18 protein-coding genes and 2 tRNA genes are annotated in these 13,579 nt (G+C 51.0%); 17 read left to right on the top strand and 3 right to left on the bottom strand.

Going from position 1 to position 13,579, the window contains the following annotated elements; all coding sequences use genetic code 11:
- The 13 genes from NFS35_RS09265 to NFS35_RS09325 all read left to right on the top strand — a co-directional run.
- A partial coding sequence (locus tag NFS35_RS09265) for an RNA-directed DNA polymerase (RefSeq protein WP_251206847.1) occupies nucleotides 1-558 on the top strand: 558 nt, incomplete at its 5' end.
- Between the two features lie 66 nt (nucleotides 559-624).
- Nucleotides 625-936, top strand: coding sequence for a serine/threonine protein kinase (locus NFS35_RS09270; protein WP_251206848.1), 312 nt, complete (start codon nucleotides 625-627; stop codon nucleotides 934-936).
- 60 nt (nucleotides 937-996) lie between these two features.
- Nucleotides 997-1,239 carry a hypothetical protein gene (locus NFS35_RS09275; RefSeq protein ID WP_135990101.1) on the top strand — a complete coding sequence of 81 codons (243 nt, stop codon included), beginning with the start codon at nucleotides 997-999 and terminating at the stop codon, nucleotides 1,237-1,239.
- 3 nt (nucleotides 1,240-1,242) lie between these two features.
- Complete coding sequence (locus NFS35_RS09280; RefSeq protein ID WP_251206849.1) at nucleotides 1,243-2,523, top strand: glucosaminidase domain-containing protein; 1,281 nt, start codon at nucleotides 1,243-1,245, stop codon at nucleotides 2,521-2,523.
- A 223-nt stretch (nucleotides 2,524-2,746) separates the two neighbouring features.
- Entirely contained in the window at nucleotides 2,747-2,887 is a 141-nt protein-coding gene (locus NFS35_RS09285; protein WP_251206850.1) for a protein phosphatase, read from the top strand.
- Nucleotides 2,888-2,984: 97 nt separating this feature from the next.
- Entirely contained in the window at nucleotides 2,985-3,203 is a 219-nt protein-coding gene (locus tag NFS35_RS09290) for a type II toxin -antitoxin system TacA 1-like antitoxin (protein WP_251206851.1), read from the top strand.
- Between the two features lie 337 nt (nucleotides 3,204-3,540).
- On the top strand, nucleotides 3,541-3,843 hold the full coding sequence (locus NFS35_RS09295; RefSeq protein ID WP_251206852.1) for a hypothetical protein: 303 nt from the start codon (nucleotides 3,541-3,543) through the stop codon (nucleotides 3,841-3,843).
- Nucleotides 3,836-4,069 (top strand): hypothetical protein, encoded by a 234-nt coding sequence (locus NFS35_RS09300; protein WP_172530967.1) that lies wholly within the window; start codon nucleotides 3,836-3,838, stop codon nucleotides 4,067-4,069. The genes NFS35_RS09295 and NFS35_RS09300 overlap by 8 nt, the downstream gene beginning before the upstream one ends.
- A 56-nt stretch (nucleotides 4,070-4,125) precedes the next feature.
- Nucleotides 4,126-5,160 (top strand): IS30 family transposase, encoded by a 1,035-nt coding sequence (locus NFS35_RS09305; protein ID WP_172530966.1) that lies wholly within the window; start codon nucleotides 4,126-4,128, stop codon nucleotides 5,158-5,160.
- 128 nt (nucleotides 5,161-5,288) lie between these two features.
- A tRNA-Phe gene (locus NFS35_RS09310) sits at nucleotides 5,289-5,361 on the top strand.
- A 35-nt stretch (nucleotides 5,362-5,396) separates the two neighbouring features.
- A tRNA-Gly gene (locus NFS35_RS09315) sits at nucleotides 5,397-5,467 on the top strand.
- 256 nt (nucleotides 5,468-5,723) lie between these two features.
- A complete protein-coding gene (locus NFS35_RS09320) occupies nucleotides 5,724-6,203 on the top strand; it encodes an S-ribosylhomocysteine lyase (protein WP_251206853.1) in 480 nt (159 codons plus the stop codon).
- Nucleotides 6,204-6,311: 108 nt separating this feature from the next.
- On the top strand, nucleotides 6,312-7,016 hold the full coding sequence (locus NFS35_RS09325; protein ID WP_251206854.1) for a 5'-methylthioadenosine/adenosylhomocysteine nucleosidase: 705 nt from the start codon (nucleotides 6,312-6,314) through the stop codon (nucleotides 7,014-7,016).
- A gap of 30 nt (nucleotides 7,017-7,046) precedes the next feature.
- Here NFS35_RS09325 and NFS35_RS09330 read toward each other — a convergent pair whose 3' ends face one another.
- The 3 genes from NFS35_RS09330 to NFS35_RS09340 form a co-directional block, all read right to left on the bottom strand.
- Nucleotides 7,047-7,493: a GtrA family protein gene (locus tag NFS35_RS09330; RefSeq protein WP_251206855.1), complete on the bottom strand. Its 447-nt coding sequence runs from the start codon at nucleotides 7,491-7,493 to the stop codon at nucleotides 7,047-7,049.
- Between the two features lie 53 nt (nucleotides 7,494-7,546).
- On the bottom strand, nucleotides 7,547-8,509 hold the full coding sequence (locus NFS35_RS09335; protein WP_251206856.1) for a D-2-hydroxyacid dehydrogenase: 963 nt from the start codon (nucleotides 8,507-8,509) through the stop codon (nucleotides 7,547-7,549).
- A 134-nt stretch (nucleotides 8,510-8,643) separates the two neighbouring features.
- The gene (locus tag NFS35_RS09340; protein ID WP_251206857.1) at nucleotides 8,644-9,606 is read right to left on the bottom strand and encodes a hypothetical protein; all 963 of its coding nucleotides are present in this window, start codon (nucleotides 9,604-9,606) and stop codon (nucleotides 8,644-8,646) included.
- Between the two features lie 236 nt (nucleotides 9,607-9,842).
- Between NFS35_RS09340 and NFS35_RS09345 the strand changes: the two genes are divergently transcribed.
- The 4 genes from NFS35_RS09345 to NFS35_RS09360 all read left to right on the top strand — a co-directional run bounded on the left by NFS35_RS09345 (nucleotide 9,843) and on the right by NFS35_RS09360 (nucleotide 13,578).
- Nucleotides 9,843-10,088 carry a TIGR03905 family TSCPD domain-containing protein gene (locus tag NFS35_RS09345; RefSeq protein ID WP_251206997.1) on the top strand — a complete coding sequence of 82 codons (246 nt, stop codon included), beginning with the start codon at nucleotides 9,843-9,845 and terminating at the stop codon, nucleotides 10,086-10,088.
- Between the two features lie 113 nt (nucleotides 10,089-10,201).
- Nucleotides 10,202-11,263, top strand: a complete 1,062-nt coding sequence (locus NFS35_RS09350; protein WP_251206858.1) for an undecaprenyldiphospho-muramoylpentapeptide beta-N-acetylglucosaminyltransferase — start codon at nucleotides 10,202-10,204, stop codon at nucleotides 11,261-11,263.
- A 78-nt stretch (nucleotides 11,264-11,341) separates the two neighbouring features.
- Nucleotides 11,342-11,935, top strand: a complete 594-nt coding sequence (locus NFS35_RS09355) for a manganese efflux pump MntP (protein WP_251206859.1) — start codon at nucleotides 11,342-11,344, stop codon at nucleotides 11,933-11,935.
- Between the two features lie 194 nt (nucleotides 11,936-12,129).
- On the top strand, nucleotides 12,130-13,578 hold the full coding sequence (locus NFS35_RS09360) for a spore germination protein (RefSeq protein WP_251206860.1): 1,449 nt from the start codon (nucleotides 12,130-12,132) through the stop codon (nucleotides 13,576-13,578).
- The last annotated feature ends 1 nt before the right edge of the window (nucleotide 13,579 follow it).

A 13,579-nucleotide genomic window follows, 5' to 3' on the forward strand; every position in this document is an offset into this window, starting at 1 on the left:
AAGAAAGCCCTCTTCCTTATGGACAGTATCATTGACAAGAACGGGATATTGCCGGACGGCGTGGGCATCCCCGTGGGAAATCTTACATCACAATTATTTGCCAATGTGTACGGGAACCGCCTGGACAAGTTCGTGAAACATACCTTGCATATCAAGTATTACATCCGATACATGGATGACTTTATCATCCTTTCCCCGGACCTGGCACAGCTAAAGGAATGGGTGAAACGGATTGAAGAGTTTTTGGAAGAGGAAATGAAATTGCATGTGAATCCCAAAAGCACCATTCTGTATGCCGGAAATGGAATTGATTTTTGCGGCTATATCCACCACCCGGAATATAGGAAAGTCAGAAAGGCATCCGTCCGGCGGCTGAAAAATGACGTGAAGCACCTGGAAGCCGGGGAACTGGACCGTGAAGCCTTTGAGCGGAAATATAAAAGCCGCCTGGGACACATGGGGCACGCCGACACCTACCACGTTACAAAGGCCATAGAATATGAATTGCTGTTTTGGGAGTGGGAGCAGAGGGAAAGCGGCATTTTGGTTCCGGCATAAGTGGGTCAGAATTTGAACGCCATGGGCGGTATGATACGGATAAAGCTATTTATGGAGGGTAAGAAAATGGATTTACAAACACTGATTCTTGCAATGAGTATTCCGAGTGCGGTAACTGGTTTCTGCTTTTGGCTCATTGAAGAGAAAATCAAGAAGCAGCAGAAAGAAACGGAGGAAAAAGAAAAAATCCGGGAGAAAAGCGAAGTCTTAATCATTAAAAGCGTGATGGCATCAATCTCACTGGGGGAAGCAACCGCCACGGCCCTAAAGAACGGGCACGCAAACGGGGAAACGGAAGCCGCCTTGCAGTATGCCAGGGAAATAAAGCATGAACAAAAGGACTTCTTAACGGAGCAGGGCATCCGGGGGATTTATTAAAAGGAATCCACACCCAAAAAGGGTTTGGAAATAAAAGAAAAGCGAAAGGAGAAACAGACAATGAAAAATGTAAATTGGGTAAGGAAACTTACAAGCCGTAAGTTATGGACGGCGGCAGCTTCCTTTGTTTCCATGATGATTGTTGCCACGGGAGGGACGGAAAACACCGCCGCCCAGGTAACGGCACTTATCATGGCCGGGGCATCCGTTGTGGCCTATATCATTGGAGAGGGTTTGACGGATTCGGCCAACGCCGGGATTGAAGTAGGCGTGGAAATCGAGGATGCGGAAAAGGAAGTGTAAGGAATGGAAAAGCAGGATTTCATCAAAAAGATTGCCGGGTATGTGCAGAAATACGCCGCCGCCCATGGGATTGCAGTACACAGCCCAATTATAGCCCAGGCAGTCCTGGAAAGTGGATGGGGGGAAAGCCGTCTGGCGGCGGTGTACCATAATTATTTTGGGCTGAAATGTGGGACAAGGTGGACCGGGAAAAGCGTAAACCTTAAAACTATGGAAGAGTACACGCCGGGAACCATTACGCAGATTAAGGACAATTTCCGGGTATATGGCAGCATGGAAGAGGGCGTGAAAGGGTATTTTGATTTCATCCAACTGGAAAGATACCAGAACCTTAAAGGCATTACGGACCCGGCGGAATACCTGGAAACAATCAAGGCGGACGGGTACGCCACAAGCAGCAAGTATGTGGAAAATATCATGCGGATTGTTTCACAGTATGATTTACGGCAATATGACGTGAAAGGGGAAATGGGAATGGCAAAGACAGCAAGTGCCGCACTGGCCCAGGCAAGGGAATGGATTGGCAGGAATGAAGCGGACGGGACCCACAAGGGAATCATAGACGTATACAACGGCCACACGCCGCTTGCTAGGGGTTACAGGGTAAAGTATACGGATGCCTGGTGTGCGACCTTTGTTTCTGCCGTTGCTATAAAATGCGGCTTGACGGAAATTATCCCAACCGAGTGCGGATGCGGCCAGATGATAGAATTATTCCGTGCCAAGGGGGAATGGCAGGAAAGCGATAGCAGAACGCCGTCCCCTGGGGATGTGATTTTCTATGATTGGGACGATTCCGGGGCCGGGGATTGCACGGGATGGCCGGACCATGTGGGAATTGTTGAGAGCGTGGAGGGCGGAAAGATTACCGTCATTGAGGGCAATAAAAACAATGCAGTTGGCCGCCGGGTCCTGGCCGTGGATAGCCGTTACATAAGGGGATATGGCGTTCCCAGGTATGCCAAGGAAAGCGGAGCGGATGCCGCCGGAAGCGGAGCAAAGACCGTGGCCGCCGTTGCAAAGGAAGTGATTGCCGGAGCATGGGGAAACGGTGAAGAACGCAAGAAACGCCTGGAAGCCGCCGGGTATGATTACCGGGCCGTCCAGGACCAGGTAAACGCTTTACTGAAAGGGAAAGAAAAACCCACAAAGAGCGTGACGGAAGTTGCAAAGGAAGTGATTGCCGGGAAATGGGGAAATGGAACGGAGAGAAAGAAACGCCTGGAAGCCGCCGGGTATGATTACCGGGCCGTCCAGGATAAGGTAAACGGGTTATTGAAATAATCTGTAAAACAACCGCCTTTTGGAGATAAACAAGGCCAAAGCAAGGAATAATGATATGTCACAAGATAGGGAACACGTCAAAATAGGCGTGTTCCTTTTTCGTGAAAAATTTTTAGGAATATGTCGGAATATGTGTTGACATATGCCGACATATGTTATATAATAAAGACAGTTAAGGGAGATACTTAACAAATACATGGGCAAGCATAGAAAGGAAGAGCATATGGACGAAGAAATGAACACAAGCGAACTGTTAAAAGAAGTCGTTGAGGAAAACCAAACAAGAAAGATTCTTGAAATCTTGAATGACTGTAAAGACCTTGCGGAAGCAAAGGAAAAAGTAAAAGCCTTACTTAACAAGTAAGACCAAAGGGAACCAGAAAGGGCGGTGGACTTGCCAAAGCCGCCCAATCTGCTAAGTGCAATTATACACTATTTGGCAAGGGAAAGGAAGCGTGAATTTGCCGGAAGAAAGGTTGGGACGTATGCCAAGAGCAAAAAGCGGAGAGTTTAACCAGATTGCTTATCAGAATGAATTTAACAAGAAAAACTATGACCGTATAGAAATTAAGGTTCCGAAAGGGAAAAAGGCGGTCATAACGGAAGCCGCAGCGGCAGCAGGACAAAGTGTAAGTCAATATATCACCCAGGCCATTGATGCAAGGATGGGCCTGGTTTAAGATGCCGCCCCGGCAGCAGGACAGCCGCCGGGAGCAACTAAAACGGCCATGCTGACCATGGGCGGCGTGAGGGTCCAAAGCCCCTACAAACTGTTGATGGGTTGCACTGGTGCAAAAAGTACCTACCAGGGAAGCGTACACGCCTATTCTTCCCAGGTAGGCCGGGAACTAGAAAACCATGCCACGCCCCGGTGAAGTTATCCGGCGTTTAAAAGGTTGTACGATAACACCCGGTATATTGCAAGCAGTCATCCTATAAAGCCGTAGGGCGTGATACGGACGGATGGCCGCTTGCGGTATGCAAAATCACAGATTCATGCAAAGGGAGGAACTTAACATGGGAATTTTAAAAAATCTATTCTCTAAAAAGCAGGAAGAGCCAACACCGACACCACCGCCCCAGGAAGAGCCAAAAAGGCCAAAAGGGATAATCAAGACACAGCGGCATAAACTGGATAATGTAGAAGCCCACATGAAAGATATTATGGAACTTGTGGAGGAAAACGAGGACTATAAACTTTCCAAAAAGGAAATCATAGAAAGCGGCCTGGAAGATGAAAAAATCTATGAATATGAATTGTGCGGAAAAATAGAACTTTTGTTCGGGGGGGGTAGAACCTATTCAAGCCTTTATGGGTGATGTATGTATTGGAGAAATAAAGAAAGGCAGCAGGGCAAAGGTAAAAAAGCTGATAGAAAGCGGAACTATCCAGAAGATTGAAGCGGAGGTTTCCGGCGGAAATTATAAAATAGTACGATATGACAGCGGCAGGGACAAATATTTTTATGATTCGTTAGAAGATGCGTTTTGCATCACCATTGAAATCACTTACCGGGAAGAGATTAAAGAGGATGTAAAAAAATAGGACATTGGACGGCACGGATTCTTTCCGTGTCCGTTTCTTTTGGAGGGATGGATTTCATGGGGAAGCATTTAACTAAAAATGATAGGATAAAGATGGAAACAATGCTTAATTCCGGCCATAAGGTAACGGAGGTTGCGGCGTATTTGCACGTTCATAGAAGCACCATATACCGGGAAATGAAAAGGGGAGAATATACCCATAGAAATAGTGACTATACCGAGGAAGTGAGGTATAGCAGTGATTTGGGGCAAAAGAACCATGATTGGAACGCCCAGGGAAAGGGGCGCAGTCTTAAAATTGGGAATGATATGCCTTTAGCTGAATACATAGAGGATAAGATTGTAAACGATAAGTATAGCCCGGAAGCCGCATTGGCAGCAGTAACCCAAAGTGGGATTGAGTTTAAGACCTCTATCAGTGTGAGGACTTTATATAGATATATAGACAATGGTATTTTCTTAAAATTAACCAATAAGGACCTGCCGATAAAAGGGAAGAGGAAAAAGCATAATAAGAAAGTAAAGGTGCAGAAAAGAGCATCCGCCGGGGAGAGCATAGAGAACCGCCCGGAGGAAGTAAAGGACCGGGAAACCTTTGGACATTGGGAAATGGACACGGTAAAGGGAAAGCAGGGCATTACAAAGTCATGTATGCTTGTATTAACAGAACGTAAAACCAGGGATGAAATCATCATTAAGATGCCAGACCAAAAGGCGGCAAGCGTAGTGGAAGCCCTGGACCGGTTGGAAAGGAAATGGGGCGATATGTTCCCTAAAGTCTTTAGAAGTATCACCGTGGACAATGGGGTGGAGTTTGCGGACTATGAGGGGTTAGAACGGTCTGTTTTGCATGATGGGGAAAAGCGGACCTTTCTTTTCTATTGTCACCCATATAGCAGTTGGGAGAGGGGCACAAACGAGAATAGTAACCGCCTTATCCGCCGCCATATACCAAAAGGGGAGGACTTCGAGGAAAAGCAGGATAAGGACATAGAGTATATAGAAACCTGGATAAACAACTATCCCAGGGGGATTTTGGGGTTTAAGACTTCCGCCCAACTCTTTGAAGAGGAAATCAAGAAACTGGCCTAAATTTTTTCAAAAAGTTGTTGCATAACTATTGACAAAATGCAGGATGGAAAAAAATTTTGCAAAAGTATTGACAAAAGCTTCATTTCAGTGTAAAATAATCAGTGTTGTGACGCAGGAATATGTAGCAGGCCCAGATAGCTCAGTTGGTAGAGCAGAGGACTGAAAATCCTCGTGTCACTGGTTCGATTCCGGTTCTGGGCATTTGGGATTCGATAAATTAAACAGGCAATACTTATGCAGGTGTAGTTCAGTGGTAGAACACCAGCCTTCCAAGCTGGATATGTGGGTTCGATTCCCATCACCTGCTTTTTTGTTATGATAAAAAGGACTTCTGTCCTGAGCGGAGGCTCTTTTTTCAGGCCGAAGCAATAGTGAGGTTAACGGATATCTGGAAAAGGGCAATGTTTCGAGGGGGAGGGAACTTGATAAAATCGGGTCTGTATGGTACAATGGCCTTATTCAGGACAGGAAACGGCCGTGGTCATAAAGATTATATGCGGTGCTGCGCACATGATAAAATCGGTGTCGGCGAAATAGATAGAAAAGAAAGGAATGTGACTCATATGGAAAAAATCGCAAGCTTCACAATAGATCATATCAAACTGCAGCCAGGTGTCTATGTGTCCCGCAAAGACACGGCGGGGGCAGAGACGATTACCACCTTTGACCTGCGCATGACCAGCCCCAATGAGGAGCCTGTCATGAATACGGCGGAGGTACATACCATTGAGCATCTGGGAGCCACTTTCCTGCGCAACCACCCGGAATACGGCCCCAGGACCGTCTATTTCGGCCCCATGGGATGCCGTACCGGCTTCTATCTGCTGCTGGCCGGGGATTACAGCTCAAAGGACATCCTGCCCCTGATGGTTCAGATGTATGAGTTCATCCGGGACTATAGGGATGAGGTGCCCGGCGCCTCCCCGAAAGACTGCGGCAATTATCTGGACATGAACCTGCCCATGGCCAATTACCTGGCGAAGAGATATCTGGACAATGTGCTCTATGGAATCGACGACAGCAGGCTGGTTTACCCGGAATAAGATGACTGCCTGTCAGCAGGCGGACTGGCGAAGCATGATTGCGCAGGGGGCAGACTGCCGCACTGTTTAGGGTGCAGAGAGGAAAACCTGCGCGGAAACGAGGAGGATATGACAAAGATTGGCATTATCGGAGCGATGGAGCTGGAAGTAGAACAGCTGAAGAAAGAAATGACTGTGACAGAAGTGGTGAAGAAAGCCGGAATGGACTTTTTCCAGGGAACCCTGAATGATGTCCCTGTGGTCATTGTCCGCTGCGGCATCGGAAAGGTGAACGCGGCGCTTTGTGTACAGATTCTGGCAGATGTATTTTGGGTATCCCATGTCATCAATACCGGCGTGGCAGGTTCCCTGAACGCGGATCTGGACATCGGAGATATCCTGATATCCAGGGACGCCCTGCACCACGACATGGACGCTGCGATTTTCGGCTATCAGCCCGGAGAGGTGCCCCAGATGGGCTTTAGGGAATTCAAGGCGGATGAGCGGATGATGGAGCTGGCTAAGGAGGCCTGCGAAAAGGTGAATCCTGACATTCATGTCATGTATGGCCGGGTGGTCAGCGGCGATCAGTTCATCTCCAGCAGGGAAGTGAAGGAACGCCTGATTGCACAGTTCCACGGCGACTGCGCGGAGATGGAGGGAGCCTCCATCGCCCACGGTGCGTATCTCAATAGCCTGCCTTTCGTCATCATCCGGGCCATTTCGGACAAGGCGGACGACAGCGCGGAGATGGATTACCCTACCTTTGAGGCGGCGGCAGCGAAGCATTCCGCTGCGCTGGTGAAAGAAATGATAAAAGGACTTCTGCCCTGAGCGGAAGTCCTTTTTGAACGATGCCATATTCTATGCGGAGCCTTCCGGCTTTTTCTTCTTGTTGAAGACGAAGAATTTGCTGAAGATATAGTTGGCTATGGTTACCAGTACGGCGGATATCACGCTGGCCACCACCAGATTGATGTTCAGGGCTGTCAGCACCTGCATCACCACGATGTCCAGAATCCATGTGGCCACCCTGGAAAGCACGAATTTCGGGGCATCCTGGCGCATGGGCACCTTGCTTTTGAAGACGAACCTGCGGTTGGTGAAATAGGCGAAGATGACGCCCGTCACCCAGTTGATGGTGCTGAGCACGGTATTCTGCACGGGGGTGGGGTACATAGTATTGTCGTAGAGCAGGGCGTTGGCGAGGAACTTTGCCGCCCAGGACACGATGGTGGTCATGACGCCCACGATGAGGTAGACGATGATCTCCTCATATTTCTTGTATAGTGCTTTACATTTCTCTATCATTGGTTTCCTCCTGTTGCCGGCTTTTTGGTATTGCGGATGTTAAAACAGGCCCGTCAAGGGTTGACGATATTCCTGTCTTCTCCGCGCAGGTAAGCGGCGATATTGAGATAAGCCTCCTCAACGCAGCGCCTGCGGGCCTCCACGCTGGCCCATGCCAGATGGGGCGTGATGATGAGCTTTACGCTGTCCTTGCATCTGCTCAAAGGATTGTCCGGGGTCAGAGGTTCCTTTTCCACCACATCCAGGCCGGCAGCGGCTATCTCGCCGCTTTCCAGGGCCTCATATAAATCGGCATTGTTCACCACCGGCCCTCTGGCCACATTCAACAGGATGGCGGTCTTTTTCATCTTTTTCAGGGCATGGGCATCGATGAAATCCCGGGACAGGTCGCTTAAGGGGCAGTGCAGGGACAGGAAATCGCACTCTGTAAGCAGTGTGTCCTTGTCCAGCCGGGGATATTCCGTACAGGAGCTTTTTCCCGTGACAGAGTGGAAGACCACTCTGCAGCCGAAGGCCTCCGCGATCTTTGCCACGCGCCTGCCGATATTGCCCATTCCCACGATGCCCCAGGTCTTGCCCTCCAGCTCGCAGAAAGGCAGGTCGAAATTGGAAAAGCGGTCCTGGGCGCTGTAGGCGCCGGATTTCACATAGGCGTCATAGTGGAACAGCTTCTGGCTTAAGGCAAGCGCCATGGTGAAAGTATGCTGGGCAACCATGGCTGTGCAGTAATCCCGCACGTTCGCCACCTTGATACCTCTGGATTTGCAGTAGTCCAGGTCGCAGTTGTCATAGCCGGTGGCGAATTCGCAGATCAGCTTCACGTTTGGCGCGTCTTTCAGGGTCTCCTCCCTCAGGGGCGACTTGTTGGCGATGACGATATCCGCGTCCCTGACCCGGTCCCGGACTTCCTCTAAAGTGACAGTATTGTCATAAACGGTGACTTCTCCCAGTTCGCTTATACAGTCTGCGGACATATCCGCCCCTACGCTGTTTCTCTCTAAAATCACGATTTTCATATATTTGCTCCTCCGTCAGGAAAGCCTGCGAAGCGCTTGTCCGCAGGCTCATGTCCAATTCAGTGTAGCAAAGTTATATCACAAATTCAAGTCAATTTGGGAAAATTTCCAATCAATTGTGAAAATCACCCATATTAAGAAGTCAAAAATTCTTTCAGCAGCGCTTCCAGCTCTTCCTCGGTAACAATGGCTGAGGTGTCAGCCATGGCTGAGGCGTCGGCCATAGCTGAGGTGTCGGCCATGCTTGAAGAACCAGCCATAGCCGAGGGGGCTGTCATTGCGGAGATATCTCCCACAGCAGAATTACCCGCCATGGAAGGATTCTGGAATTGGGAGCCGACGGATTGGGGCGGCGTCAGCACCGGTTCGGATACGGCTTGCCCCGCCTCCGTGTCCGCCAGTTCCTCCCCGCCGGCGGCCAGCCTGTTTCCGATGGGCATCAGCTCCAGTGTACGGCGCTCCTGGGGCCTGGCGGCTGCGCCGCGTCCGCTCCTGCGCCGCTTTCCTCTGTTCTGAGAACGGCTTTCCCGCTTTTCCTCAAACACGGATTCTCCATACAGCATCTCGATATCCTGCCTTGTGATTTCGATGCGGGGGGATAAGTGGTTTTCCAGATAGTCCACCAGGTTCACTTTCAGCACTCGTTTCTTGCCGCTGACATCCACCACTGTGGAGATGCTGAAATAGGCGTACAGGCCGAAAAAGCTGGCGATGTAAAAGGGCAGCACATCTCCCAGGGTCCGTCCCCCCAGGATGCTCTTGCACACCCCTATGCCGGAGCAGACCACCGACAGGAGCATCATCTGGCCGGACAGGTGGTAGAGGGTGTCGAAGGACAGAGGACCCAGCGCCATCCTGCCCAGGAACTTGTCCACAAAAACGGGTATGTTCGCCACTCCGCCGGTGAGCTCGTAGCAGCTGGCGAATTTTGTCTTGCACTGCCGCAGCAGCCTGTTCTTCGTGGAGGCCATGTTGTCAGCCTCTTTTATCATATTCCGGTACAGCAGCCCTAAAAATATCCGAAGGATGATGCTGATTCCCAGACAGGTAAACATACAGATCGTTATCAGTCTTTCTTCCTGAAATACGCGAAACATAGTGTACCTCCTCTCTGCTTTGCAGGTTTCACGGCAGACAAGCCTGCCATGCTTTCAGTATAACGCAGAGGCACCTAAGTTTACAGATTTTTCCATCGCATTTTTCCATGTTTTTCTGACAGGAAAACAGCTGTTTCCCGATGCGGGAGCGTGCAAAAACCGATTGCAGAATAAGGCAAAATCTGTTAGAATGTACCTTAATAGGGAAAGATAAAGGAGAGAGAAAAATGGATTCATTGAAGTACAAGACACATGGGACCTGCTCACAGCAGATTGACATCGAATTAAAGGACGGCATCATCGACTCCGTGAAGTTCACCGGAGGCTGCCACGGCAATCTGCAGGGCGTCAGCGCTCTGGTAAAGGGAATGAAGCCCCAGGAGGCCATCTCGCGTCTGAAGGGCATCCGCTGCGGCATGAAACCGACCTCCTGTCCTGATCAGCTGGCACAGGCACTTGAAGAGATGATTTATACTGCTTAATGATTTCACTTGCCGTAAAACCAGACTGCATAACGCCGGCTGGTTCAAGCGCATGATTGCAATAGGCAGTATTCAGCGTTATGCAGTATAATCTTAATTCCGAAAGGCATTTTATGAAAAAAATAGTTTTGACAGGCGGGGGCAGCGCAGGGCACGTTACCCCCAATATTGCATTGCTTCCGTCTCTGAAAGAAGCAGGATATGAGATTACTTATATGGGCTCCTATGACGGCATCGAGAAGAGGCTGATCGGGGATTTCGATTTGCCCTATGTTGGCATCGCCACGGGAAAGTTCCGCCGGTATCTGGACCTGAAGAACCTGACGGATCCTTTCCGGGTCATAAAGGGCTTTTCCGAGGCAAGGAAGTTTCTGAAAGAGTATCAGCCCAATGTAGTCTTTTCCAAAGGGGGCTTCGTGTCCGTTCCTGTGGTGCGGGCAGCGGCATCTCTGGGCATTCCCAGCATCATCCACGAATCGGATATGACACCGGGGCTTGCCAATAAGATATGCATCCCTGTGGCCAAGAAAGTATGCTGCAATTTCCCCGAGACCCTGAAGCTTCTGCCCGAGGACAAGGCGGTGCTGACGGGCTCCCCGATCCGGGCGGAGCTGGCCCAGGGGAACAAGCTGGCGGGCCTGGATTTATGCGGATTCAATGCCAACACGCCGGTCATTATGGTAATCGGCGGAAGCCTTGGGGCCGCCAATGTGAACAAGGCTGTCCGGGAGGCTCTGCCCAGCCTGCTGGGAGATTTTCAGGTGGTCCATCTGTGCGGCAAGGATAAGGTGGACAATCTGCTCCTGAATACCCCGGGCTATAAGCAGTTCGAGTATATCAAGGCGGAGCTGAAGGATTTGTTCGCCATGGCGGACATCGTGATTTCCAGGGCGGGGGCCAATGCCATCTGCGAGCTTCTGGCGCTGAAGAAGCCCAATATCCTCATACCGCTTCCCGCCGCCAGCAGCAGAGGGGACCAGCTGCTCAACGCCAGATCCTTTGAGGCTCAGGGCTTTTCCATTGTGATAAACGAGGACGACCTGACCACTGAGCTGCTGGTGGATAAGGTGCACGAACTCTATTTCTCCAGGCAGACTTTCCGGGACGCCATGAACGACAGCGGCCAGATGGATTCCATCCGGACGATTATGCAGCTGATCGAGGGAGCGGCTTAAGGAAAAGAGGACGGCACACTCTTTTTCCGAATCGCGAATATAGTAGAGAGAAGACTTTTGTGAAGCGGGAGATTATTTATGCTTATCGCTTCTCTCCTGTTCGGGATTTCGGCAAGCCTGGACGCGCTGCTTGTGGGAATCAGTTTCGGACTGCGCAGGGTGCGCATCAGACTCTGGCAGAATCTGGCCATCAGCCTGATCACTCTCTTGGGGACCTGCCTCTCCGTGGGGCTGGGGCACCGGCTGGCTTCCTTTCTGCCGGAGGCGGTCAGCGCATACGCGGGAAGCCTGATTTTGATTCTCATGGGGCTGTATTACATCGCGAAGTGGGGCGCCTCTTTCTGGAAAAGCTGCAGGGCGGCGCCTGCGGGATATCCGGCGGATTACAGAGAGCGGGAGTCCAAAGAGGCAGCCGCCTCTTTAAGGCTCTCGGAAGTGTTCGGCTTAAGCCTGACGCTCTCCCTGAATAACCTGAGCGCGGGCCTGAGCGCCAGCCTGGCGGGCCTGGCCCTTGTGCCTGCGGCCATCGCTACATTTGCCTGTTCCGTGCTGTTTCTGGCCTCCGGCAACCGTCTGGGAAGCTGCCATGGGCTTCAGCTGGCAGGCTGTGTGGCAGAGCCGGTTTCCGGCATACTGCTGATCGGGCTTGGGCTGGTGCAGCTGTTCTGGTGAGGCGGGATGACCGCAATGCTGACAGATTCTTTTGTGCGAAACGGGAGTTCTTCCTGTTTCGCTCTACATAGCTTTCATCGCATCATTTTTCCTGGCAAGAATACCAAAAACTTCATAAAGCAGGAATAAGCCCCCGGGAAAAAGGGGAAAATGAGTGGGACGAACTGAACCGTTTCTGAAAGGTGGGGAATGCCATGGCTTTATCTCCTGTGTTGGATGAGAACATCCGCTACATCGAAGCGCATCTGCCGGTCAGGGAAAGCTTCGATTTTATGACAAGACATCTGTATCTGGGAAAGACTCCGGCTTTTTTTCTGGGCCTGAACGGGTTCTGCAAGACAGAGGTGCTGCAGCAGATTTTTTCCGATCTGCAGGACGCCTCCTACATGAAAGACGAAAAAGTGGCAGATATTGTGCGGTATATGGATGGAAAGTTGGGATATGCCCAGGCTTCGCTGTGCGGTTCCTGGGAGGACATATTCAGGAACGTGCTCAGCGGCCCGGTGGTCCTGCTGGTGGACGGCTTTTCAGAGGCTATACTGATAGATGTGCGCACCTATCCCGCCAGAGGCGTGGCGGAGCCGGATTTAGAGCGGGCGACAAAGGGGGCCAGGGACGGATTCGTAGAGACCTTATTGTTCAATGCCAACCTGATCCGCCGCCGGGTGCGGTCCGAGGGTCTGGTTTTTTCCATGCATAGCGTGGGGCAGGAGAGCAAGACGGATGTGGCGGTTGCGTATATACGGAATTCCGTTAATGAAGAATTGCTGGAAAAGCTGGCGGAGAGGATAGATGCCCTGCAGGTCACTTCCCTGACCATGGGGGCGAAGAGCCTGGAAGAGCTTCTGGTGCACAAGCACTGGTGGAATCCCCTGCCCAGCATACGGATGACGGAGCGGCCTGACGTGGCCTGCAGCTATCTGATGGAGGGGCATATCCTGGTGCTGGTGGACAATTCGCCCCTTGTGCTGATTCTCCCCTGTACGGTTTTCCAGTTCACCCAGAGCCCGGAGGATTATTACAAAAGCCCCTCTGTGGGCACATATTTCCGGCTGGTGCGTTTCTTGTGCATTCCTGTGAGCCTGCTTCTGCTGCCGCTGTTTTTGCTGATTACGGCTTGTTTTCCGGATATGGCCATGGACTGGGGGCTGCTTTCGGATGGGGCACTGACCAAAGAGAGGCTGTTTTTCTATATTCTGGCGGTGGAGTTCCTGCTGGACCTGTTCAAGTATTCCTCTTCTTTGAGCTCCGGGAAGTTTTCCGGCTCTCTGTCCATTGTGGGGGGACTGATAATCGGGGATATCGCGGTGAGCCTGAACTGGGCTTCTGTGGACGTGCTGTTCTACGCGGCCGTGACGCTGTTGGCATCGCTGGCCGTTGCGGATACGGAATTCAGCGACGCTGTGCGGCTTTACAGGATTCTGCTGATTGTGGGCACCGGTTTCTTCGGTATGGGAGGATTTCTGGTCTGTCTGGCGCTTGTGCTGCTGTCTGCGGCCACTACGCCTACTTTCGGCGGGTTCAGCTATTTCTGGCCCCTGTTTCCTTTCAATAAAAAAGCCCTGGGCAGACTGCTGTTTCGCAGTCCCACGCCCAAGGCTCAGCCCTCCAGGATATGGTATCGAGGCAAGGTTCACAGATAGA

Source organism: Acetatifactor aquisgranensis (genome assembly GCF_943193215.1).
GTDB classification, from domain to species: Bacteria; Bacillota; Clostridia; order Lachnospirales; family Lachnospiraceae; genus Acetatifactor; species Acetatifactor aquisgranensis.

Bases quoted from the DNA above. Each gene is read 5' to 3' on its own strand.
- NFS35_RS09350 (WP_251206858.1), top strand. From the start codon at position 10,202: ATGAAAAAAATAGTTTTGACAGGCGGGGGCAGCGCAGGGCACGTTACC.
- NFS35_RS09355 (WP_251206859.1), top strand. From the start codon at position 11,342: ATGCTTATCGCTTCTCTCCTGTTCGGGATTTCGGCAAGCCTGGACGCG.
- NFS35_RS09270 (WP_251206848.1), top strand. From the start codon at position 625: ATGGATTTACAAACACTGATTCTTGCAATGAGTATTCCGAGTGCGGTA.
- NFS35_RS09360 (WP_251206860.1), top strand. From the start codon at position 12,130: ATGGCTTTATCTCCTGTGTTGGATGAGAACATCCGCTACATCGAAGCG.
- NFS35_RS09285 (WP_251206850.1), top strand. From the start codon at position 2,747: ATGGACGAAGAAATGAACACAAGCGAACTGTTAAAAGAAGTCGTTGAG.
- NFS35_RS09320 (WP_251206853.1), top strand. From the start codon at position 5,724: ATGGAAAAAATCGCAAGCTTCACAATAGATCATATCAAACTGCAGCCA.
- NFS35_RS09340 (WP_251206857.1), bottom strand. From the start codon at position 9,606: ATGTTTCGCGTATTTCAGGAAGAAAGACTGATAACGATCTGTATGTTT.
- NFS35_RS09300 (WP_172530967.1), top strand. From the start codon at position 3,836: ATGGGTGATGTATGTATTGGAGAAATAAAGAAAGGCAGCAGGGCAAAG.
- NFS35_RS09280 (WP_251206849.1), top strand. From the start codon at position 1,243: ATGGAAAAGCAGGATTTCATCAAAAAGATTGCCGGGTATGTGCAGAAA.
- NFS35_RS09275 (WP_135990101.1), top strand. From the start codon at position 997: ATGAAAAATGTAAATTGGGTAAGGAAACTTACAAGCCGTAAGTTATGG.
- NFS35_RS09330 (WP_251206855.1), bottom strand. From the start codon at position 7,493: ATGATAGAGAAATGTAAAGCACTATACAAGAAATATGAGGAGATCATC.
- NFS35_RS09305 (WP_172530966.1), top strand. From the start codon at position 4,126: ATGGGGAAGCATTTAACTAAAAATGATAGGATAAAGATGGAAACAATG.
- NFS35_RS09335 (WP_251206856.1), bottom strand. From the start codon at position 8,509: ATGAAAATCGTGATTTTAGAGAGAAACAGCGTAGGGGCGGATATGTCC.
- NFS35_RS09295 (WP_251206852.1), top strand. From the start codon at position 3,541: ATGGGAATTTTAAAAAATCTATTCTCTAAAAAGCAGGAAGAGCCAACA.
- NFS35_RS09325 (WP_251206854.1), top strand. From the start codon at position 6,312: ATGACAAAGATTGGCATTATCGGAGCGATGGAGCTGGAAGTAGAACAG.